General features: G+C 42.4%; 12 protein-coding genes. 8 read left to right on the plus strand and 4 right to left on the minus strand.

The window, feature by feature from the left end:
* Positions 1-12: 12 nt before the first annotated feature.
* The 4 genes from HMPREF9448_RS11210 to HMPREF9448_RS11225 form a co-directional block, all read right to left on the minus strand.
* Positions 13-2,280: a GH92 family glycosyl hydrolase gene (locus HMPREF9448_RS11210; RefSeq protein ID WP_008862688.1), complete on the minus strand. Its 2,268-nt coding sequence runs from the start codon at positions 2,278-2,280 to the stop codon at positions 13-15.
* A gap of 153 nt (positions 2,281-2,433) precedes the next feature.
* Positions 2,434-4,950: a GxGYxYP domain-containing protein gene (locus tag HMPREF9448_RS11215; RefSeq protein ID WP_008862689.1), complete on the minus strand. Its 2,517-nt coding sequence runs from the start codon at positions 4,948-4,950 to the stop codon at positions 2,434-2,436.
* A 171-nt stretch (positions 4,951-5,121) separates the two neighbouring features.
* A complete protein-coding gene (locus tag HMPREF9448_RS11220; protein ID WP_008862690.1) occupies positions 5,122-7,416 on the minus strand; it encodes a GH92 family glycosyl hydrolase in 2,295 nt (764 codons plus the stop codon).
* Positions 7,417-7,780: 364 nt separating this feature from the next.
* A complete protein-coding gene (locus tag HMPREF9448_RS11225) occupies positions 7,781-8,821 on the minus strand; it encodes a glycoside hydrolase family 43 protein (RefSeq protein WP_008862692.1) in 1,041 nt (346 codons plus the stop codon).
* Between the two features lie 221 nt (positions 8,822-9,042).
* On the opposite strand from HMPREF9448_RS11225, the gene HMPREF9448_RS11230 reads away from it, so the two are divergent.
* The 8 genes from HMPREF9448_RS11230 to HMPREF9448_RS11265 all read left to right on the plus strand — a co-directional run bounded on the left by HMPREF9448_RS11230 (position 9,043) and on the right by HMPREF9448_RS11265 (position 25,176).
* On the plus strand, positions 9,043-11,616 hold the full coding sequence (locus tag HMPREF9448_RS11230) for a hypothetical protein (protein WP_008862693.1): 2,574 nt from the start codon (positions 9,043-9,045) through the stop codon (positions 11,614-11,616).
* A gap of 372 nt (positions 11,617-11,988) precedes the next feature.
* Entirely contained in the window at positions 11,989-13,185 is a 1,197-nt protein-coding gene (locus HMPREF9448_RS11235; RefSeq protein ID WP_008862694.1) for a BamA/TamA family outer membrane protein, read from the plus strand.
* Complete coding sequence (locus tag HMPREF9448_RS11240) at positions 13,172-14,857, plus strand: phosphoethanolamine transferase (protein WP_008862695.1); 1,686 nt, start codon at positions 13,172-13,174, stop codon at positions 14,855-14,857. The genes HMPREF9448_RS11235 and HMPREF9448_RS11240 overlap by 14 nt, the downstream gene beginning before the upstream one ends.
* A 378-nt stretch (positions 14,858-15,235) precedes the next feature.
* A complete protein-coding gene (locus tag HMPREF9448_RS11245; protein ID WP_008862696.1) occupies positions 15,236-19,738 on the plus strand; it encodes a choice-of-anchor J domain-containing protein in 4,503 nt (1,500 codons plus the stop codon).
* 255 nt (positions 19,739-19,993) lie between these two features.
* Complete coding sequence (locus HMPREF9448_RS11250; protein ID WP_008862697.1) at positions 19,994-20,755, plus strand: polyprenol monophosphomannose synthase; 762 nt, start codon at positions 19,994-19,996, stop codon at positions 20,753-20,755.
* Positions 20,756-20,783: 28 nt separating this feature from the next.
* Positions 20,784-22,157, plus strand: a complete 1,374-nt coding sequence (locus HMPREF9448_RS11255; RefSeq protein WP_008862698.1) for a dihydroorotase — start codon at positions 20,784-20,786, stop codon at positions 22,155-22,157.
* Positions 22,158-22,284: 127 nt separating this feature from the next.
* Positions 22,285-23,181, plus strand: a complete 897-nt coding sequence (locus tag HMPREF9448_RS11260) for a phosphodiester glycosidase family protein (protein WP_040296255.1) — start codon at positions 22,285-22,287, stop codon at positions 23,179-23,181.
* A 9-nt stretch (positions 23,182-23,190) separates the two neighbouring features.
* The gene (locus HMPREF9448_RS11265) at positions 23,191-25,176 is read left to right on the plus strand and encodes a calcineurin-like phosphoesterase C-terminal domain-containing protein (protein ID WP_008862700.1); all 1,986 of its coding nucleotides are present in this window, start codon (positions 23,191-23,193) and stop codon (positions 25,174-25,176) included.
* Positions 25,177-25,193 lie beyond the last annotated feature (17 nt).

The following is a 25,193-nucleotide window of genomic DNA, read 5'->3' on the forward strand; positions in this document are numbered from 1 at the left end:
ATTAATAACACTTTATTTAATAGCGGATTTCGGACGACAATCCATATTCGCCCCAAAATCCTTATTCGGTTTATTTCCCATTGTAATAACCAATGTTCCCCCATTCACTATATCGGCATGAGAGATGTAAGACTTATCATACGGTCGACCGTTCAACTGAACCGACTGAATATATTTGTTCTCTCTTGAATTATTGACCGTCCTTATTTCAAACACCTTATTTTCTGGCAATTTCAAAGCGACCTTATCAAAAATCGGTCTTCCGAAAACATAGATTCCATTAGAAGGATTGACCGGATAAAAACCTAAGGACGAAAACACATACCACGAAGACATCTGCCCGCAATCCTCGTTACCCTGTAACCCGTCGGATGAATCATGATACATTTGTGACAATATATAATCGACTTTCTCCGCCGTTTTCCACTGCAACCCAGCATACGAATAAAGATATACGGTATGATGTCCGGGTTCATTGCCATGTGCATATTGCCCTATCAGACCGGAAATATCAGGAGATGCCGCATCGCCCAAATCGGCATTAACCGAAAACAAACTATCTAATTTCGAAACAAAAGCGTCATCACCACCCAACAAAGAAATGAGACCTTCCACATCATGAGGGACTAACCATGTATATTGCCAACCATTTCCTTCGCAATAAGCATCGTTCCGATGAGTTGAATGAACAGGATTAAACGGAGTAAGCCAAGAACCATCTTGATTTTTTCCTCTGAAAAAGCGGGTGTCCTTGTCCCAATATTTTTGATATGCCAAAGCTCTCTTCGAAAAATATTCATAGTCATCTACCTTACCCAGCTTTCGAGCCACTTGTGCCACTCCCCAATCTGCAATGGCATATTCCAATCCCTTAGCTACCGATTCCTTCTCTTTATCTGCCGGAATATATTCAAGTTTTGTCACATACGATAATCCCTTATAATCAGACATCATTGAAGCCTTCATTGCTTGATAAGCCCGTTCGTAATTAAAACCTTTCATATTTTTCAATATAGCATCCGCTATAACAGGAACCGACTGAATACCTATCATTTCATTCGTGTCCGAGCCATACAAATGCCAAACCGGCAAACGTCCTTGTTGCTCATAAATAGCCAACATCGAATTAATAAAATCGGGAACACGCTCCGGCTGCACCAACGTATATAATGGGTGAGCCGCACGATACGTATCCCACAATGAGAATACGGTATAATTGGTGAAACCCGGATCTCCATACACATTTTTGTCGGTACCTCTATATTCCTTGTTACAATCATTGAACATAGCCGGTTGTATAAACGCATGATATAAAGCTGTATAAAAAATACGTTTGGCTACTGTATCCGTAGTCGATACTTGCAGTTTGGACAATTCGGCATTCCATTTGGCAGTCGTCTCATCTACAACCCGTTCAAAATTCCAATCGGCGATTTCTTGCCGAATATTAGCCGCCGCATTTTCCATACTCACCGGCGATATTCCCACTTTCACATCAAGTCTCTCGACATCAGATGCGACAATTACATTTCCCTTCACGTCGATGCCTTGTAAAACATTTCCTTGTACCGGTATCGAATCGTGAAACAAAGCTAAACGTATCGGTTCGGAGAAAACAGCCGTAAAATAGATTTGCTGTTGCTTCGACCAACCAGAGGAACAACGATAACCACTGACAGTAGTATCGTTTACTTGTTCCAGATATGTATCGGTAGGACGATCATCGCCATTGGCATCCTTTAAATTAATCATCACATACTTTTCGACATTCTTCGGGAAAGTGTATCTGTGAAAGGCAACTCGGTCCGACGCCGTCAATTCTACTTTTGTACGATGAGTTTTCAATACTACTCCATAATATCCGGGTAAAGCCGTTTCATCGCTCTTAGAATAATAAGAAGCATAACCCGATAAGGGATTATCTTGGGTTCCCGGCTGCGTACGCATTTTCCCCGTATATGGCATAAATAACAAATCGCCCGTGTCGCTACAACCGGTTCCATTGAGATGCAAATGTGAAAATCCTATTACAATCGAATCGGAGTAATGATAACCCGAACACCAATCCCACCCTTTATTTATATTGTTAGGACCGATCTGCACGGCTCCGAATGGAGCAGCGACTCCTAAAAACGTATGACCATGTCCGCCGGTTCCTATATACGGGTCCACATAATTTACCGGAGCAAATATCGCCGATTCGATATTTTCGTCTTTTACTCTACACGATACAAGTAAAAATAAAATAGAAATGAATACAATTAAAGGTTCTTTTTTCATTACAGCATTTTATGTGTGTGAGACAAAAGTAAGATTATAATATTAACAAAAACATTAATAATACATTAAGAATCCACGATTCAAGCATACATAAAGTAGATTTTTTACTACCGAAACATTAACAAAACATTAATATTCGAGAGGTATCATTTTTCAATTCACTTTTCCCGTTATTCCTCCGACATTCGTAATTCCTTCTATCCGACAAGTCGAGTAACAATCGATGATTTCGCTATCTTCACTCATGGAACTGGATATACCACCCGCACAATCCTTCGCATAAACATTTCCACCCTTCACAGAACAGTTTTTTACCACCGACCGGTAAAGTGGTCCTGTCAAACCTCCGGCATTCGATCCATGATCCGATAATCGATTTTCACATTGGCTATCGAGTATATCGACCTGTTCTATCTTTGTAGAAAAGGTAGCGCCTGTCAGAACTCCTAAACGCCCCTCTCCAATGATGCTGCAATTTTCAACTTTCAAGTTGATAATCTCTGCACCTTCTGTCACACCAAAAATACTCAGGTCATGAGCTTTTCGTTCCACCGACAAATTCCTAATCGAATATCCACCTCCATCAAAAAAGCCACGAAAACGCTCCATAGCATTATCTCCACTTCCCCATTCGCCCAAAGGCCACCAACTTTGGCCATCTTCTCTGACATAATCAGAAAAATCGAGGTCGTTAATCAATCGAAAGCATTGGCTTCTATACTCCCTTATATGGTCGAACTGTTGCGGAGTAGAAATAAGAAACGGATCTTCCCTACTCCCCGTACCACCGGCAAAAGGAGCAGTTTCCTTCAAATAAATCCGCAAAAGCTCAAAAAAAGACGGGGCATCCAACAAACAGATACTATCATCTATTTTTTTCAGTTCCTCGACTACCTCTACATACCACGTAGGAGATTTTATTATATTTCTAAACCAATGAAAAGGCAACCCCTCTCTTTCTCTTATTCTATTGACGATAGCTACCGCAGCATCTTTGGGCTCGACATCATTGATATCGTAATCGGCCCTCAACACAGGCATATTTCCAAAAAGCATACTCCACGAAGATAGTTTCTGAGGAACGATTCCATTGGGACTAAACGATCGATAACATTCCATTCCTTCCCAATTCAAACCGGGAGCATAACCGTCGACAATAAAGCCGGTAATGCTCAATCCCCATTTCTCATAATAGGGCTTGCAGTGTTCCGCCCACGATTGTAATCCAGAAGGTAATCCCGAAATAGGTCTGGGTTCTTGTAACATTCCGGGACTCAAATATCCGGCTCCGTTGTCCGATGCGACAAAATAATCATTCTTAGTAGCCGTTTTTCTAAAATTATGTAACACATGAGGCACGCGCTCCTGTAATACCGGACTTATGGCCCACATCATCGGGACTTTTCCTCTATTGGGGTCGTCCCAAGTAAGCGAGGTAAATTGGCTCACCCACGATGAAGCATCATAATCCCCCACATAAAATATCAGAAAGTTCCTTCCTTTCACGTCGACTTTACCGTCTTCGGTCAACAATCCTCTTTGCTTCAACTCTTCATGAGTAACCCACGGTTGCGAATACCGTTCCTCCAAAGGGAAATGCTGCCAAAAAGAGGCATTTGCCAACGCTCCGATTGCAATTGCATCGGCATCTTTAAAAGCGTTGTAAGCGCTGATAAGACGTAAAAACTCCCACTCCGTAGGAACATCGTCGTGGATACCGCCGGCATGCTTCGTATATTTAAATGCCCATGAGGGGAACCCTCCTATATAGCAATACTTTTCACCTTTATTCTGTTGGTATGCCAACAATAGCATTTCTTTAAGGGTAGCCAAATCAGTCCCTACCTTTTGAGTCGGTTCGTCTGTTGCCGGTTCGTCTCCCCACGGTGATAAATCGAAAAAGAAAGCTCGCTTGCTAATGAAAAAATCATGATTAGAAAGCGTATGATGATTCCGTACCGTAGCACCGGGATTTTGCTTCCAATATTGATCCAAATAATAAGCGGCATATTCCGTGTTGCACTTGCCGGTTTTCATATAATTCTCTATATACCAAATGTACGGATCGTTTTTTATAGAGCCTGTACTGCCTCGATTCGTCCCCGGAATCACCCCCGATCCCGTAAACATAACACTTCCATCTTCATTGATCAATCTACGCTTTACTTTCAATCGGGGACCACCCAAAACTAAGCGGCTATACAAACTCTCGGAATCAAGATCATAACGGATCGGCAAAAGGTCTTCCGCACCCGCAACGGCAGAAGCGACATTGCTTGTGGACGGAACTCTCTCATCATAAAGTACCACCCCCTTTATGTATCCGGCGTAAGCCGACACCAAGTCTTCAATGGTATTATACGTCACCGTTTCCTTTCGATACAACCACTGCCCTTTCCTACGATACTTATTCAACCAATATTTATCAATATCCAATTGATCCCTATCCACAAAAAAGACATATAATTGCGGAGCATCCCGATTGACGATTCCTTGCAAGGCCGAAACGACATGTACATCGTCCCAAGCGACATTGCGTCCCTTTGGTGTCGACAAGTCGGTTTCCAAAGTATAATGCAGGTCATAAAGCCCTATCGCCTCTTGGCCGGCTACCTTATAGCAACCCAATACCCAAAACAGCACTCCATAGATAAGAACTCTCTTCATCATGCGACTCACCTCTTAAATTTTCAGACTTTTTATACCACGCCATCAAGATCACCTCCACCGATTTTACTTTTCATCAAGCAGTAAAAAGTAGTTTTCATGAGGTCAAAACATAGTCACCTCCGGTTTATCCGAACCGGAACACCTCGAATGTACATGGGATTTATTTGATTCTTACTTATCCTCGTTAGTCAAAGAATACGGGAAATCTTCATCGTTTATTCCGCGCTCTGTATTAGGCATATGACTCATATCGAAATCAAGAACAGCGCCGTCCATCAACTCCTCGTGTTTCAACCAATTGTGGTTATACTCTTTCCCGTTCATTTTCAGAGAACGTATATATCTATTTTCGTTCGTGTTGTCGGGAGCATTCAAAACGATCTGCTTTCCATTTTCCAACGTAAGAATCGCCTTTTTAAAGAGCGGAGCTCCCATCACATACTCCCCTGAGCCCGGACATACCGGATAAAAGCCCAACGCAGAAAATATATACCATGCAGAAGTCTGACCATTATCTTCATCTCCACAATAGCCGTCAGGATAAGGAGTATACAGCTTATCCATCACTTCCCTTAACCAATATTGCGCTTTCCAAGGCTGCCCGGCGTAATTATAAAGATAAATCATATGTTGGATAGGCTGGTTGCCATGTGCATAATTGCCCATATTCATAATCTGCATTTCCTTTATTTCATGAATGCACTGCCCGTAATAACTATCGTCATAAATAGGAGGAACCACAAAAACAGAATCCAACATGGAGACAAAGTTCTCCTTCCCTCCCATCAGATCGATGAGTCCCTGCACATCATGAAACACGCTCCATGTATAATGCCAACTGTTGCCTTCGGTAAAAGCATCGCCCCATTTATACGGACTGAAAGGAGACTGAAATGTACCATCTTCGTTTTTCCCGCGCATCAGATTGTTCTCTTTATCGAAAACGAACCGATAGTTTTTACTCCTTTCCCGATAAAGATCGATTTCTTCCTGCGGACGGTTCAATTGTTGCGCCAGTCTCATAATACACCAATCATCATAGGCATATTCCAATGTGCGCGCCACATTCTCGTTAATACCTACATTATAAGGTACATATCCTTTTTGATTGTAATATTCATATCCCAATCTTCCCGTCGAAGGAACTTGGGGGTGCACATGATTCGCTCCGTGCAGAACAGCCTCATACAACAAATCGATCTTTTCTGTCTGGCATCCTTTCAAATAAGCATCAGCCACAACAGATGCCGAATTATTACCCACCATGCAGTGACGGTGTCCCGGGCTGGCCCATTCGGGTAAAAATCCACTTTCTTCATAACTGTTTGCCAATCCTTCTTGAATTTCTTTGTTGACAGAAGGATACATAAGGTTCAAGAAGGGAAATAAAGCGCGGAACGTGTCCCAAAATCCGGTATCTGTATACATATATCCTCTCCTCACTTCTCCATTGTAAGGACTATAATGGACAATATTTCCATATTTATCTACTTCATAAAACTTACGGGGAAACAATAAAGAACGATACAAGCAAGAGTAGAAAGTACGTAGTTGTTCATCAGTTCCCCCTTCTACTCTCACTCTATTCATTACATCGTTCCAAGCATTTCGAGCAGACTCTTTTACCTCGTTAAAATTTCTACTGCCCAGTTCTTCCAAATTCAACCATGCCTGCTCTTCACTGATAAAAGAAGAACTTACCTTTACACCAATCTTTTCACCTTTATAAGTCTTGAATCCCAACACAGCACCGACATGATTATCTTCTACCTCTCTTTTACCTTTTATAATTTTATCTCCGCTCCATACTTCTGCCGAGGCAAAAGGCTTATCAAATTTCATCACGAAGTAATTTCTAAAATTATCCGGTACTCCCCCGCTATTTTTAGTCGTATAGCCGGTTACCGTGCCATTTTCCTCATCTATCTGAACAAAAGACCCGTTATCGAATGCATCTACTACGATATACGACTCTTCACTTTCTGGGAAAGTAAACCTAAAATAAGCCGAACGTTCCGTCGGAGTAATTTCTGTTTTCACATCATGGTCAGCCAAATACACACTATAATAATAAGGCTTTGCCGTCTCAGCTTTATGAGAAAACCAGCTTCCTCGCTCATTTTGCAAGAACTTTTTACCCCCGGCCACCGGCATCAATGCAAACTGCCCATAATCATTGATCCACGGACTGGGCTGATGTGTCTGCTTAAATCCTTTTATCTTATCGTCGGTATAACAATAGGCCCAGCCATTTCCCATATCTCCCGTTTGCGGTGTCCAGAAATTCATTCCCCACGGTAATGCGACAGCCGGATAGGTATTGCCCGTAGACAAGGTAAACTTAGATTGAGTTCCCACTAACGGATTCACATAGTCAACCGGTGAAAAAGAAGTAGAAAGCACCTCTTTACCTCCGCACGATATAAGTAAAACAGATAAAAATACAAGTAAAGAAACTTTTTTCATGGAATCGTTTTTTTTTATTTTTTGTGACAAAAGTAAGCCGGGGCAATTAATAAAACCATTAATAGAATATTAATTATCCATATGCAATACTTATTTCCGAATCAAAAACATTAATAAGGCATTAACAATTCTCATAAGAAAGGGAGCGACATAACAAGATTAATAACAGGGGGAACCACTCGACAATCAGCATAAAAACAATTCTTTCAAATAAAGCTATCGAGGTCAACGTTATTGCCTCATATCTTTCCATATATTTTACCGCAAATAGTCACGTGTAGAAAACAACATCGCCTCAAACAAGAAAATTTTCATTGAGTTGTTTTTCTTGTTTGAGGCGGTGATACATTTCTGATACTATTCGCTAATCCGTAAGCCTATTGACACCGACACCGTCGAAAGTCATCTTCACCGGTTTAATAAAACCATTTTCGTCAAAATACATACGGTCGATACAAATCTCTCTATGATTTGGAATCGTATCGCCCAATGGGTGGCGATGATAAACAATATACCACTCGTCTTTCCCCGGTATCTGAATGACCGAATGATGTCCCGCACCTGTACCCACACTCTCGTCTTGTTGCAATATTTTCCCAATACGCTCGAAAGGGCCGAACGGAGAATCGGCAATGGCATAAGCCACACTATAATCCGAACCTCCCCAACTGCCTTCCGACCACATAAAATAATATTTGTTATTCCGTTTCAACATAAAAGGTCCCTCCACATAATTCTCAGGTGTGACAGATTTATAATAAGAACCATCGTCAAAAGGAACGAGACTCAATAAATCCGAACTCAATTTTACCATATTACAATGATGCCAGCCTCCATAATACATATAATAACTACCGTCGTCATCTTTAAAAACGAACTGATCGATCGGCTGAGCGCCGTTCACAATCTTATCGATCAAAGGTTTCCCCAAAACGTCTTTAAATGGGCCTGCCGGGTTATCAGCCACAGCGACACCGATTCCACCATATTGCTCATCATTCTGGATATCATTCCCTCCGAAAAACAGATAATATTTGCCATTCACCCGAACAATAGACGGAGCCCATAAGGCAAATTCCAACCACTTTATATTCTCAACAGACAACACTTTGGGATGCTTAGTCCAGTGAACCATATCTTTTGATGAAAAAGCATCCATATAAGTCTGTATATTATAGACCTGATGAATGGCCCGCGTTTCTTTTTTCAATTCGGGAAAATCTGCGCTATCGGCTCCGAAAGGAATATCGGACAACGTAGGATATATCCAATATTCATCATCGAAGACAACCCCTTCTGGATCGGCATACCAACCCTCGACAATAGGATTGCCACTATACTCTTTCTCATGCTTACACGCCACCAACAGCAGCGCCAAACTCAATACAATAATACTTCTCATCATGTGTCATTTTTAATTAATGTAACAAAAATAAACGTCGGCCGTTAACGGAAATATTAATAAACCATTAACAAACGAACTTCGGTGCACAGTAAAAACACCCTGTACATTAATAATATATTATTTTTACAATCAATTCCATAAAAAGATTCCATAAATATAATTTTTTTCTTTGTAACCCTCCTAAACCATATTATCTTTGCAAAAAACAGTTATAAGTATTCATGCAAAAGACGCTTATATTTCTGCTCTTAATGTTGGCCCTGATACCGGTTGAAGCACAAAATATTTCATCTGGATTATATTTTGCTGCCCACACCTCCATTAAAGAAGAAAGAACATCGCTTATCCTATCTCCCGAGTTCGACGCCTCAAAAGGTCTAACATTAGATTTCGATATTAAATTCAGACCCGAAGAACATAACTACGGATATGTCTTTCGAATCATAATCGACGATGAAAAGAGTTTCGATTTGATAGCGAATATTACACCCGAAAAAAGAGCGTTGAATTTGATAGAAGGGAACAACGTCTATCTGGCTTTCGATGAAGAACTCCTTAATCAATACTCATGGAATAAATGGGCGCATATCCGGTGCTCAATCTATCCGGATAGTTTACGGCTCATCTTCGACAATCAAACATTGCAAAGCCAGTATAAATTCATCAATATCAAGAACGTGAAATTCTACTTCGGATACTCCGATCATGAAAAGTTTCATTCTTCCGATGTCCCTCCGATGTCTATACGCAACATAAAAATCACAGACAATAAAAATAAAACAATTGCATATTGGCCTTTAAAAGAACATCTGTCACATTCCTGTTTGGATAGTCTGTATCAGATTCCGGCGACAGTCACCAATCCTACATGGGAAATAAATAAACACACCAAGTGGGTAAAAGAAAAAACATTAGCATTACCCATATATACACAAATCTGCCATGCTCCGTCAAAAGGGAATATTTATTTTGCCAACAGCTCATTTGTACTCGTTTATTCGACTATCGACAATACATTAGATACGATTTATCCTGCTCATGGAGCTCCATACACAGAAATAAACAATCAACTCATTTACCAGCCTTATTACGATGAATTATGGTCATACGATTTCGATCCCTTGAAACAGATGTCTATATTCAATTTCAAGGATAACACATGGACAAACAATGACCGTGAAATAAAAAATCCGGAATATTCTCAACACAATACGTTTATATCGCCCAATGACTCGTGTCTGTATATTTTTGGCGGATATGGTAATTATCAATATAAGAACTTGATACTTAAAAAAGGACGGACACAGGACGACTGGATTCCGGTATCGTACAACGAAGAAATACCTCCGCGTTATCTAAGCGGATCGGACTACAAAAACAGAGACACGATATTGGTGTTCGGCGGCTGTGGCAACCCGCAAGGGAAACAAGAATTAGGAGTCATAAATTATTACGATCTTTATGCGATAGACATCAACACATTCAAAACAAAGAAATTGTGGACTATCCCCAACGATACGAAAAACTTCGTCGTCGGTAATCATATTGTTACAGACGAAACGAATAACAAGCTATACGCTTTATGTTTTCCGAATGATTGTTCGAACAGCTATATCTTGCTAAAATCGTTCGATTTGACAGATGGGAATAACTGTACGAACTATGCCGATACAATCCCTTTCTCCTTCAATGATGTAAATTCTTTCTGTACACTCTACTACGACTCGTTACAGTCGAAGCTGTATGCCGTAACCAATTATAACTACAACAATAAATCAAATATAAACATATACTCATTAGCTTATCCCCCGTTAAAAATAGAAGATACGCTGCAAACAGTTGCAGGACATAAGGCACTTGTTACAAAGACAGGGTTCTTCATAGGTATAGGAATTTGCATAATTGCAGGTATGGGCTGTATGTACCTCTGCTACCGAAAAAAGAAAAGGAGAAGAAAAGAAAGCCACATTCCTCACAATCCTCCGGTCGTTACAAATACGGATCGTTCCTCCAAGACAACTACCCAAGACGAAAACTATAAGCCCCAACCGGACATTCACAAAAAATCATCTATTCTTTTCTTAGATGGATTTCAAGTATGGGATAAAAATGGTGCAGATATCACCAAATCATTCACACCTATTTTGAAACAACTGCTCATTCTTATCATATTATATAGCGTAAATAACAAGAAAGGGATTTCAAACGTCACTCTGAGAGAGTTGCTTTGGTTTGATAAAACAGACGAAAGTGCCCAAAATAACCGCCGAGTAAATATCCGAAAACTAAAACTTTTGCTGGAAAAACTCGACGGTGTAGAACTTGTAAAAGAAAGCACCTATTGGGCGTTAAAGTTCACTCACGCTTATTGCGATTATATCGATGTTTGTAATTGGATCGACAAAGTAAAAAACAAAGAACCTATCACAGCCGAAAACATCAATGATTTACCCTTAAACCTGCTATCGGGACAATTATTGCCATATGTCCAAACAGACTGGTTGGATTCTTTCAAGTCCGATTACACGAATTCCGTATTAGATATGGCAATAAATTTATCCAAGCAAGAATATATAAAGGGAAACAACGAATTATTAATTCAGATAGCCAACAGCATGTTTGCACACGACAAAACAGACGAGTATGCATTGATTCTCAAATGCCACACATTATATAAACAAGGAAGAACCAGCTTGGCCAAAACGACATTCGACACATTCTGCAATGAATATAAAGCAATGCTGAATACGAATTACACAAAAACATTCAATGAAGTAATTAATTGTCAATTGTAATCCGCAACTACATAGAAGAATAAAAACGAACGTTCATCGAGACCGGTCAATAATCGTCCATATATATTTATTTATATCGGACTCTCGTTAAAATACAAAAAATATACACCGAAAAAATTTTATATCCTGAATATTTCTCAAAATCGATCTTTACTTTCCCTCGTCAATATTAAATTATTGAACCTTCTGAATAATAATTTGTTATTACAAGAAAGGACAATTCCCACCGCTACGCTACACCTCCATATAGACAAATGACACGAGAAAGAAAATTTATACAAAACTTAACATATTGAATAAAAAGCAATTAGGCAATTAGCCACAGAAAATATACATTTGCATCTGAACTCGTGAGAGAAACAAATTAATTATATGAAACAATTCATTCGATATACGATATTATGCGTCGGATACATTTTAGGCTCCCAAAGTCTTTTGTACGCCGAAACGCCAACCGATAGTATAGATACTATTCCTACCGACTCGATTATCGCAAAAAAAGATACCACCGTAAAAAAACTGAACATATTCCAAAAGGTTCTGAAATACTTCGATGACTCCAATGCTCCACGCCCCGATAAAAAATTCGATTTCGGTATCATCGGAGGACCTCACTATTCTTCCACGACAAAGCTGGGAATAGGCTTGGCTGCCTCGGGGACATACCGGTTACGAAGAGACTCGATCACACAACTCTCCAACGTTTCGCTTTATGGAGATGCCACGACCACAGGCTTTCTTTTGATAGGAGTAAAAGGGAATAATATCTTTCCCAAAAATAAATTCAGGATAGATTACGACTTTTATTTATACACATTCCCGAGTGACTTTTGGGGCATAGGTTACGAAAACGGAAATAACAACGCCAACAAAAGCTCCTACGACAGACTGGAAACTATTTTACGTATCGACTGGCTGGCTCGCTTACATAAGGACCTCTACGGAGGAATTTCTACGGGATTTAACTGGGTGAAAGGATCGGATTTCACAAAAATCGAACTACTCGAAGGAGAAGCCCGAGAAGTAATCAGCACGAGTATAGGAGCCACACTTGTATACGACAGTCGCGATTTTATTACCAACGCAGCAAAAGGAGTTTATATAAAAGTTAACCAACGATTCTTCCCCAAATTCTTGGGCAATAAAAAAGCGTTTACTCGCACCGATTTCATTTTCGATTATTATCACCGCCTATGGGAAGGAGCGATCCTTGCTTTTGACCTACATGGAGAATTCAATTACGGCGATGTACCCTGGAATATGCTTGCAGCTTTGGGAGGGTCGGCCCGTATGCGAGGATACTACGAAGGCAGATACCGAGACAAAAATTTAATCGAAACTCAAATAGAACTCCGTCAACACATTTGGAGGCGAAATGGCATAGCCGTATGGGTAGGAGCAGGAAACGTATTTCCTTCGTTCTCAGGTTTTAAATGGGGACATACACTCCCCAATTACGGAATAGGCTATCGCTGGGAGTTCAAAAACCGAGTCAATGTACGACTCGACTACGGATTCGGAAAAAAAGGACAATCGGGATTTTTATTCAACATCAATGAAGCATTTTAATCAAATATTTACACAGAGGCGCATATTTTGGATTTTTTCGGGAATCATGTTGGTTCCCAATATTTTTCTATGTTTTACAGAACAATTGCCACTCCTGTTCAAAGTCTCCTATATCCTCATTCCGGGAGCTTTATACCTTTTGTTATTAATTCTCTCCCGCAAACCGGGAATCACCTTTTGGGCTCTTTTTCCCCTTCATTTCATAGGCGCGTTTCAATTGGTACTACTCTATCTTTTCGGTAATTCCATTATCGCCTCAGACATGTTCCTGAACATGTTTACGACCAACAGCGGAGAGGCTTTCGAATTACTCGATAAATTGGCTCCGGCGGTAGTAGGCGTATTCTTACTTTATCTTCCGGCATTGGCTCTTGCCGTTTACTCCATACGTCGCACCGAGACCCTCACACCTCTTTTTCAAAAAAGAGTGTTCATGTTGGCTATGCTCATGATCGGTAGTGGAATACTTGTTTACACACCTGCTCACCGAAAATATCCTCATACGGCAAGGCTCGACAACCTTTACCCCATCAACGCGTTCAACAATGCCCGATTCGCCGTGGACAGTTGGGAAGCAGCAAAGAACTATCCACGCACATCGAGAAAATTCGACTACCGGGCCACATCGACAAGAGACACCGAACTCCCCGAAATCTATATCTTCGTAATCGGAGAAACCTCCCGCGCCGGAAACTGGGGGCTATATGGGTACGAACGAAATACGACCCCCAAACTCGACGCCATGCCCGATGTCATTCATTTCGACGATGTACTGACACAAATCAATGCGACTCATAAAAGCGTTCCGTTAATGCTATGCCCCGCCGATGCACTCAATTACAATGAGATATACCGACAAAAGAGTCTTATTTCGGCATTTAAACAAGCCGGATTCCACACGTCGTTTCTCTCCAACCAACTGCGCAACGGATCATTTACCGAGTTCTTCGCCGACGAAGCAGACTGTACGATCTATTTCGCCGCACCGAAAAATAAACCGCATCTACATGACGATGTACTATTATCCGCAGTCGACTCGTTACTGAACATAGGTAAAACGAAGCAACTCATTATCCTTCACACCTATGGCTCCCACTTCAATTACTGTGAACGATACAATACCGATTGTCGAATATTCACCCCCGACCACATTAAAGAAATCGATCATAAGAACAAGCAAGCCATGATAAATGCCTATGACAACTCGATCGTTGCCACCGACAAATTCTTGGCACAAGTTATCGATAAACTCGACCGAACCGGAAAAACTTCGGCCATGCTGTATCTCTCCGACCACGGGGAAGATCTGCTCGACGATGAACGTAATCGATTTCTGCACGCCTCCCCCATTCCCACCTATTACCAGCTTCACATACCCTTTGTCATTTGGTTCTCGGATAATTACTCTACTCTTTTCCCCGATGACATACGACAAGCCCGGAATCGGCATACCACCCCATTCGACTCGCGAGTCGTATTCCACACCCTACTGGGTATCGGAGGCATCGAAACCGAATATCGCGATGACCAACTCTCCCTCATAAGTCCGTCGTTTCATCTCGAAAAAAGATATTATGTAGGAGAACAAAACATACCTATTCCTGTTCGACGTCTGCCACTCGAAGAAGAAGATTTACAAGCCTTCGAACGATACGGAATCTCTCCCCGATAATACAATACTTGCATCCTTGATTCTCTTTACTTCTCCTAAATAAAGGAGAAGCGAATATTCATATTTTTATATTTTATAACTATTATAATAGACCGACAAGGGAAAAGCAATAATCAAATATTTACTACAAAATAAATATTCTATACGCTGTTACACTTTCAAAATTCAAGAAATTCACTTTAATATAAGACAAAAGCTATTTTTAAAAAATCTATATTTTAAATCAATTTCAGAGAAATCAGCCCCAAATTAGTTAAAATAGCATAAATACAATACAGGTAATACGACAATATCGATGTATTATTTAATATTATAAATATTTTTGCAAATAGAGTTTCATTACAAACCAAAAATATTCATTATCAATTCTGTTTCACTATGAAAAAAAATCTAATCACATTTTGCTTTTTATTGCTATTATTTGTGCCCTTTGGTACAAAAGCGCATCTGATCGCTCCACGGAACGCATCAGAAAAAACGACTGTCATTCCGGCCTCCCGAATCTCCTCTCCAAAGGGACTTACAAAAGTTTTGGAAAACACAGTCGACGGAACGACCCTTTATGGGAACCTTATCTTTGCTCAAAGTTGGGGAAACGATTCCAGTCCTATGGGTATCTACAAATTCAATACGACAGACAACCCTAAGGCAGAATTGGTGTATCGTTCCGAAGCCGGACCGATAGGAGCCAATGGAGGAGCGACTCTCGTCGATGCAAAATATTTCTACTGTATTACCTATACAAAATTAAGCGGTACGACGATAAGCAACGAATTGATTTGTTACGACATCGAATCGTGGACAGAGGTAAGCCGTAAAGCTATACCTTTAACGACTATTTCCACCGACATGACTTGGAATCCGGCAGACCAAAAAGTGTACGGAGCCTTCTACAACACGACTAAAAACGGTTATGTATTCGGAACTCTCGACCTTGAAACCGGTGCAGTAAACAAACTATCGGATATCACTCTGCAAGACGACAAGGGATATCCTGCCGGATTCGTAGTCATAGCAGCCAATTCCATCGGTGAAGTATATGGCATTTCCCAAATGGGAGATTTATACAAATTCAATACCGAAGACGGCTCATATAGCCTTATCGGAGCTACCGGATACACACCTCTTTACCAACAAAGCGGATGCTTCGACTTCACGACCAAGCAACTTTATTGGGCAGCCTGCAACGAAAATTCCTCCGGTATTTATCAAGTAAACACCGATACGGGAGAGGCTACACTACTCGGGTCCTTTAACGATTTGGAAGAATTTGTGGGACTATATTCCCTAAGTCCTAACGCAGACCTCGAAGGGCCGGGAAGCGTTACCGACATCGACATCGCATTCGAAGGAGCAGCCCTTTCAGGTACAATAACTTTCAAACTCCCCACTACGACTGTCAGTGGTAACAAACTCTCCGGCGATATAAACTACACCGTTGAAATAGACGATGAAACCCTTTCGTCAGGCACATCGACCGCCGGTTCGCTTGTCGAACTGCCGATAACCCTATCCGAAGGGAATCACACTTTGGGAATCACGACACATACAATACATGGCACAGGTCCGGCTTACAAGGCCTCATTCTATGTCGGCACAGATACTCCGGCAACGGTCACAGGAATCACGGTCAACCGAGAAAGCGACAATGTAACAATCGCATGGGAAGCAGTAACGAAGGGTCAACATGGAGGATACGTAGATATAAGCCTATTGACTTATAACGTCATACGCAAACCCGACAACAAGATTATCGCTACCCGAACAACCGAAACGACCGTCACGGATACAGAGCTACCTCTCATTCTGAGTGAATACACATACGAAATCATAGTCTCAGACGGCACTCGACAAAGTGATCCCGCTCTATCCGACGGAATAATGCTCGGTTCATATCTCGAACCACCTTACAACCATTCGTTCAAGTCGATGGATAGTTTCGACCAATATACTATCATCAATGCCAACGAGGACGACAAAGCATGGACGGCAACGGTCAACGGTGCACAACTCAATTATAGCCGCACACTCGCCGCCGACGACTGGATCGTCTCTCCGGCCATGAAGTTGAAAGCGGGTTTCCTATATACCCTCATCTTAAAAGGACGTTCCAGTAGCGCCACTTACAAAGAACGGTTTGAAGTAAAATACGGGACAGAAGCAACAGCCGACGCTTTGACAAACGTCATTATAGAACCTAATTTCTTCACAACCTCGAAAGAAGAGACCTTCCAAGCTGTATTCTCGCCTCAATCCGACGGAACATATTATATAGGTATTCACGGTATCAGCGATAAATACATGGGGTCGTTATATATCTATTCCATCGAAATTACAGAGCCGATCAACGCGCTTGCCCCAGCAGCGACAGACGAAATGAACGCTGTTGCCGCTCCCGAAGGAGCGCTCGGAGCGACCATATCGGCGACCGCCCCCTCTAAGCGAGCCGATGGCAGCAACTTGACAACAATCGCCAAAGCCGAAATTTGGAACAAAACAAAAGAAAGACTTGTAGGAAGCATCGACAATCCACAACCCGGTAGCGAAGTATCCATAACCGATACTCAGGCTGCTAACGGATTCAATACCTACTCGATCGCATTCTTTAATGAGGCTGGAAAAGGATACGAAACAGAATGCAATGCATACATCGGGATAGACATTCCCACCGCTGTTATAAACCCACACGTAGTACAAGCCGGAGACAAGGCAGTACTTACATGGGAAGCACCTGTGACAGGTATCAACGGCGGTTACATCGACCCCGAAAAACTAACCTACCAGATTTCGCAATTGCAGCCGATGTCTGTTTCGACTGCCACCGAAATAACCGGACTTACCTATACCGACGAATCATTGAACGCCGATTCGGGACAAATGCTTCTAAGTTATCAAATAAGCGCAAAAAGTATCGCAGGCGAGGGCGAAGCCACACCTACCAACTCCATACTTTTCGGGACTCCCTATCCGGCTCCATTCACAGAGTCTTGGCCTGAGGGTAAAACCGAAAACGACCCGTGGGCAATCGACATCGTCGAAAAAGGATATGGCGATTGGTCGGTAACACAGACCAGTTTCTCCACAATATTGGGAGCACAAGACGGCGATGACGGTTGGATATCGTTCAGCGGACCCGGCTCGTACCGACTGGTTTCTCCCAAAATAAACGTCGCTACACTCGAAAATCCGGTGTTGAAAATATGGGTAAATAATCCCGACGGGTTATCCGAGATTCATATTCAGGCAAGTGTCGATTTAGGTACAAATTGGACAACGCTTCTCGAAATCAACAGCGCAGACAATAATATATGGAAATGCCACGCCATCGACCTTAGTAACTATCGCAACGCAGACTTCCTGCAAATAGGTATTCTCGGAGCAACCGAAGATTGGGGCGCCGAAAGCGTCATGATCGATAACCTGCGAATTTTCGACCAACTGGCAAACGATCTTGTTCTGAATGGATTTACAGGTCCCGAATCGGTTATCGGGGCAAAGCCGGCAGACTATTCTGTCAAGATATATAACGATGGAACCAATGAGGCTACCGACTACAAAGTATGTATCTATTCGGGAGACAAACTCATTGCGGAACAAAACGGTAAACCCATACGATCCGATGCCTACGAGACTTTCGATTTCGTCCTTTCGTCACCGGTAAACAGTACGGTCTTCGACCTCACTGCAAAAATAGAATTCGATGGCGATCTCGACACAGACAACAACTCGGCTGCACTGTCGGTCGCAGTCGAACGACCCAAATATCCCACCATCGACAACCTCAGTGCCGAAGATAACGACAACTCGGTATCGCTCACATGGAGCAGACCCGCTTTATCCTGTATCCCCGATCCCGCTACCGACGACATCGAAAGTTACGAAGAGTGGAGTATCGGCGGAATTGACGACAGTAATCGTACCGGAACCATCGGAGACTACACGGTGTACGACAACGATGGTCAAACGACGGCCAAGATAAACGCATGGGCTCCCCAATACCCGAACAGCGAAGCGAAAATGGCATTCCAAGTCATGAGTACGAACTCCGAATCTCTGTCACAACAATTGACTTTCTATGGCCTCACCGCTCACTCGGGCAAACAATTGTTCGCTTGTTGGAGTACTATGGGAGGAGCTGCCAACGACGATTACCTGATATTACCCGAGCTTAAAGATGGCAATAGAAGTATCAGTTTCTGGGCTCGCTCAATTCCTTTTATGTATGGAGGAGAAGGCTATGACAAGTTCGAGATCGTGTACTCGACCGGCAACAACGACATCGACAACTTCGTAATCCTCGAAGGTAGCGAAACAATCGTCCCCGATGGATTGGAGCGAGATCCTGAAAACGGATACAACAAATACAGCTTCGAACTGCCGGACAATGCCAAATATGTCGCAATCCACTGTATATCTTCGGGCAAAATCGGTTTGCTCATCGACGATATAGAGTTTATTGCAGCCAATATGCCCGATGAAACGCTTATCCTCAATGGATATAACCTGTATCGCAATGGCGAACTGTACAAACAACTCCCGGCGACCGAGGGCTATACCGACACGGAAATAGAAAAAGGAAACATTTATACCTACAATGTCACGGCCGTATTCGATAAAGGAGAATCGCCATATTCCAACACGGTTACGGTAGATAGGTCTCAATCGGGTATCGATGAGACATCTGGAAACCCGATAAAAGTATATGCCGCCGGCCACACGATCGTCATTGAAAATGTCGATAACCGGCAAGCCGAAATATTCAAAATAGACGGTAGCAAAATTTTCGACGAGATTATTTCTTACAAAGACCGGATTCGCGTTGAAACCGGCATATATATTGTTCGCATCGATGGAAAATCGTTCAAAGTCATAGTCCGATAAATCGTTCGACTGATCGATTATCCTTATTCATAAAGGCTAAACCCTTTTCAGGGTTTAGCCTTTATGCTATCGGCGAACAAGCACACGTCAAGTTTTATTACCCTTCATTCACACCTTTTTTGCCTGTTCCGAAAGTCCGAATAAAAAAAGTACTTATATTTGTAGAACATAAAAACAGAGGCGAAGCGACACGACATCATAAATTTATATGTCGTCTGCACAATCTGTTTCGACAAATACACTAACAATACCTATATGGACAGTACAGCGCTTTCGAGATCAGACAGCATAGTTCTCATTCCCACTTACAATGAGAAAGAAAACATTGCCGCAATTATCCATGCCGTATTCGAACTTCCCCGTCAGTTCCATATACTCATCATCGACGACAACTCCCCCGACGGAACAGGAGCGATTGTCAAAGATTTACAAAAACAATTTCCGGGCGCTCTCCACCTCATGGAACGAACCGGGAAACAAGGGCTGGGAACAGCCTATATTGCAGGATTCAAGTGGGCTATCGAACACCGATACGAATATATTTTCGAGATGGATGCCGATTTCTCCCACAACCCCAAAGACCTGATGAATCTGTTAGCCGCTTGCAAAACCGGTGGTGCGGATATGGCTATCGGTTCCCGCTACGTCACGGGAGTGAACGTAGTTAATTGGCCTATGGGAAGAGTCATGATGTCCTATTTCGCATCAAAGTATGTGCGTTTCGTCACCGGTATGAAAATACACGACACGACCGCAGGATTCGTTTGTTACCGACGTCGGGTACTCGAAACGATCGGACTCGATTCAATCCGATTCAAAGGATATGCCTTTCAAATCGAAATGAAATTCACGACCTACAAATACGGATTCACCATCAAAGAAGTACCCATTATATTCATTAACCGAGTATTGGGTGAAAGTAAAATGAACACCAGCATATTCGGTGAAGCTGTATTCGGAGTCATCAGATTAAAAATAAACAGTTGGTTCCGCAAATACCCCAAGCAGGGAAATTAACCGCCGACGCCTCAAAAGACAACCGGTCATGTGCAGAACAATCATTACAAACGGAACAATCGTAAACGATGGAGAACATTTCATCGGGAGCATCATCGTCAAAGGAGAGTTTATCGAATCCGTCATAAAGGGAAAACTTCCTGAAAATATCGTATGCAACACAGACCGTATCATCGACGCCTCGGGCAAATGGATTCTCCCCGGAGTTATCGACGACCAAGTGCATTTCAGAGAGCCGGGACTCACTCATAAAGCCGAGATCGCCACCGAATCGGTTGCAGCGGTCGCAGGAGGAATCACCTCCTTTATGGAAATGCCCAATACCGTTCCCCAAACGACGACCCTCGAAGCCCTTGAATGGAAATACTCTCGTGCAGCCGAAGTTTCCCCGGCGAACTATTCTTTTTATATCGGCGCTACCAACGATAATTTCGAGGTACTGAAACAGGTTGACTTCTCACAGGTTTGTGGTGTAAAAATTTTCATGGGATCATCTACCGGAAATATGCTGGTAGACAGCGAAAAAACATTACGACGGATCTTCGCCGAAATTCCTGCGCTCATCGCCGTACATTGCGAACAAGAATCCATCATACAAGCTAACAAAAAATATTATACCGAACGCTTCGGAGAGGATTTACCCATTTTCTTCCACCCTCTTATCCGCAGTGCCGAGGCCTGCTATACATCTTCGGCCAAAGCCGTGGAATTAGCGACAAGATACGATACCCGATTGCATGTCCTACACCTCTCCACGGCACGGGAAATGTCTCTTTTCGACAATCATAAACCACTCTCGGAGAAACATATCACGGGCGAAGTATGCGTGCACCATCTCTGGTTCGACGACAACGACTACGCCCAATTCGGGAACCGCATAAAATGGAATCCTGCCATCAAAACCTGTGCCGATCGTCGGGCTCTGCTCGATGCACTTCGATGCGGCAAACTCGATGTCGTGGCGACAGACCACGCCCCTCACCTATGGAGCGAAAAACAAGGTTCCTGTCTGAAAGCGGCATCCGGTGGTCCGCTGATACAGCATTCCTTGCAAACCATGTTGGAACTTTCTCTAAAAGGAGAATTCACGATCGAGCAAGTCGTTGAAAAGATGTGCCACGCTCCGGCGACGCTCTACCGCATCGACCGCCGGGGATACCTGCGCTCCGGGCACTACGCCGATATCGTTGTCGTCGACCCTTGCAAACCCTACACAGTAACAACAGAAAATATTCTGTCGAAATGTAAATGGTCTCCTTTCGAGGGACACACATTCCCAATATCGATCGATCGTACTTTCGTCAACGGAAACGAAGTATTCTCCGAAGGGAAAGTATGCAATCGAACCCGAGGAAAACGACTTACATTCCACGATAATCCAACTCAAAACAAAAATGTTTAGAAAGTATTATATATGTTAATTTTTATATAAAACCCATTTCCCAATATTTATAAATGTCAATCATATGTTTTTTTTCGAATCGTTTTATTACTTTTATAGTCTCAAAACGAAACTATTTTATAACGAAATGAAACACATTAGACTTATTTTTTCAGCGATACTCTTATCGCTCGTCGTTCCATGCGGATACGCACAAACACTACAAGACTCATTGGCTATCGCCCATGCACAATGGCATACCGATACGTTGCAACACGGAGCAGTATGCATGTACACGAATATACACGTATTCGATTCACCCCAACAAATTTCTATCATAAAATACGATCCTAAAAAGTATAAAACTCAAATCGTACAAGCTCCGCAAATGACGATGACCAGCCATTTGGCAAAGGAAAATCAGGCCGAAGCCGCAATCAACGGCAGCTACTTCAATGTAAAAACAGGAGCCCCCACGACATTCATACGGCTCGACGGTATCGTTCGTGGAGAAACCACCCGTGCCGAAGCCTTTCGCACAGACGGGGCTATCTCCACAGATAAAAACAAAATAAAAATTCATACCTTCGACTCCATTACAAGTAAAAAATTGGGCAAAAAATACAAAAACATTTTGGCCGCAGGACCTCTATTGTTGAAAAACGGAGTACGCCAAATGGCTCCGACCTTCCCAGAAAACACAGGCAAAGCCACCAAAGGAAACGCCCACAGTTCCGACGTTCCACAAGGTTTCTTCAAACGCCACCCTCGTGCTTTTATCGGCATTACCCCAGACAACCAAATCATGATGGTAGTGGTGGACGGCCGTTTCAAAAAACACTCGGTAGGTATGTCTATCGATGAACTATCTTATTTGGCAAAACAATTAGGCATGCGCGACGCACTGAATCTCGATGGTGGAGGGTCTTCCACCTTGTGGAACAATAAAACGGGAATCGTCAATCACCCGTACGATAACAAAAAATTCGACCACGAAGGAGAAAGAGAAGTAAGCAACGCCATACTTGTTATTCCTAATAAATAAAGATTTACCATGAAAACACTGTTGAAAACCATAGGAATCGTAAGTACACTGATTGGCAGCTCATTTTTATTTCAAAACTGTTCCGAAAAAGAGAGTATTCCGGAAGGTATTATCCCCCCTACCGACTCGGTAAGCTCAAAGATAGAAATTAAAAATTTCTCGATCGAAGCCCAAATTCATACCTCACCGGACAGTACGGTTACCATGCAAGGCGAAGGATTTCTGCAATCCGATACAGTCGCTTTGATATCCGAGACCGCCGCCAACAATACCTATGCGTTACCTCTTGCCTCGGTTACGAAACAGAGTGCCGACATTGTCATGCCGAAAAATATCGTCTCCGATACATACCAGTTATGGCTCAAACGGGAAACAGATTCCTGCCGATTGGGAAAAACGACATTGATTATCGAGAATGCCGTAGACTTAAACATTCCCGATATTGCCGGCATGACTCTCAAAGGTGTAGTATATTGCGAAAATAAACCCTTACCCAATGTCGTCGTATCCGACGGATATAACGTAGTACAGACCGACGAGCAAGGACGATATTATATACAATCCGATAAAAAAAGTGGATTTGTATTTATCTCTGTTCCGGGAAATTACGAAGTTGCGATTAAAGACAACAACCAACCCGTTTTTTTCTATCGTTTGGCAAAAGACGATTCCGTAGAACAACACGACTTCGAACTCACCGCAACCGACAACACCAATCATGTTTTATTAGCCTTAGCCGATATGCACTTGGCCAACCGCAACAATGACCTATCTCAGTTTAAACTGAGATTTCTACCAGACTTAAATACCACGGTAGAAAAATATAGGTCAGAAGGCAAAAAAGTATACGGCCTCACGTTGGGCGATATGACTTGGGATCAATATTGGTATTCCAATCGTTATGATTTAAGCAAGTACCTGATCACTATCAAATCGGTCGATCTGCCCATTTTCAACTGTACAGGAAATCACGATAACAACCCTTACTGTGCAGACGACTGGCAAGCCGAGCAGGCTTATAAAGATATCATAGGGCCAACTTACTATTCTTTCAATTTGGGGAATGCACACTATATTGTATTGGACAACATTCAATACATCAATACAGGAGCCAGTCAAGGAACGATCGGCAAACGTAACTACAACAAGAAACTCACGGAAGACCAGCTCAATTGGTTAAAAAAGGACTTAGCGACCGTTACCGACAAAAATGCGCCACTATTCGTAGCCATGCACGCACAACTATATGCCAACCCCACATCTTTACCACAAAAAAATACTATTTCCATGAGCGGAGGATCGACACTGGTCAACTACCTCAAAGAATTTACCAACGCTCATATTATCACTGGGCATACCCACATCAATTACACCATCGAACCCTCCGATCAACTTATCGAACATAACATTGCAGCGGTATGCGCGACATGGTGGTGGACCGGTAAAAACGGATATGCAAACAACCATATTTGCAAAGACGGTTCACCCGGTGGGTACAAAATATTCACAATAAACGACAACGATGTAAAATGGCTCTACAAAGGAATCAAAGAGGAAGAATCGAAACAGTTCCGCAGCTACGACCTGAACCAATGTCATATTACAGCCGAAGCCTTTGCCCCTGAGTCCACAGAAGCGGAAATGGGAGCTTACAGCGATACTTACGGGACAAAAAATAATAAGAACGAGATATTGGTCAATGTTTGGGGATATGACCCGGAATGGAAAGTCGAGATGACCGAAAACGGCAAACCTTTGGAGGTGACACGAGTCGTTGCCAAAGACCCCTTACATATTATTTCTTACGAAGCCAAAAGGCTAAACGTAGGGGCTACCCCGACAGCCGATTTCGTTTCCTGTGCGACCGCCCATATGTTCAAGGCCACAGCATCGAACGCAACCTCTACCATAGAAATAAAAGTAACAGACCGATTTGGAAATACATACAGTGAAACAATGAATCGGCCCAAATCACTCAGTTGCTCTATGAAATAAAAGAAAGAAAAACAATA

This window comes from Barnesiella intestinihominis YIT 11860, assembly GCF_000296465.1.
GTDB classification, from domain to species: domain Bacteria; phylum Bacteroidota; class Bacteroidia; order Bacteroidales; family Barnesiellaceae; genus Barnesiella; species Barnesiella intestinihominis.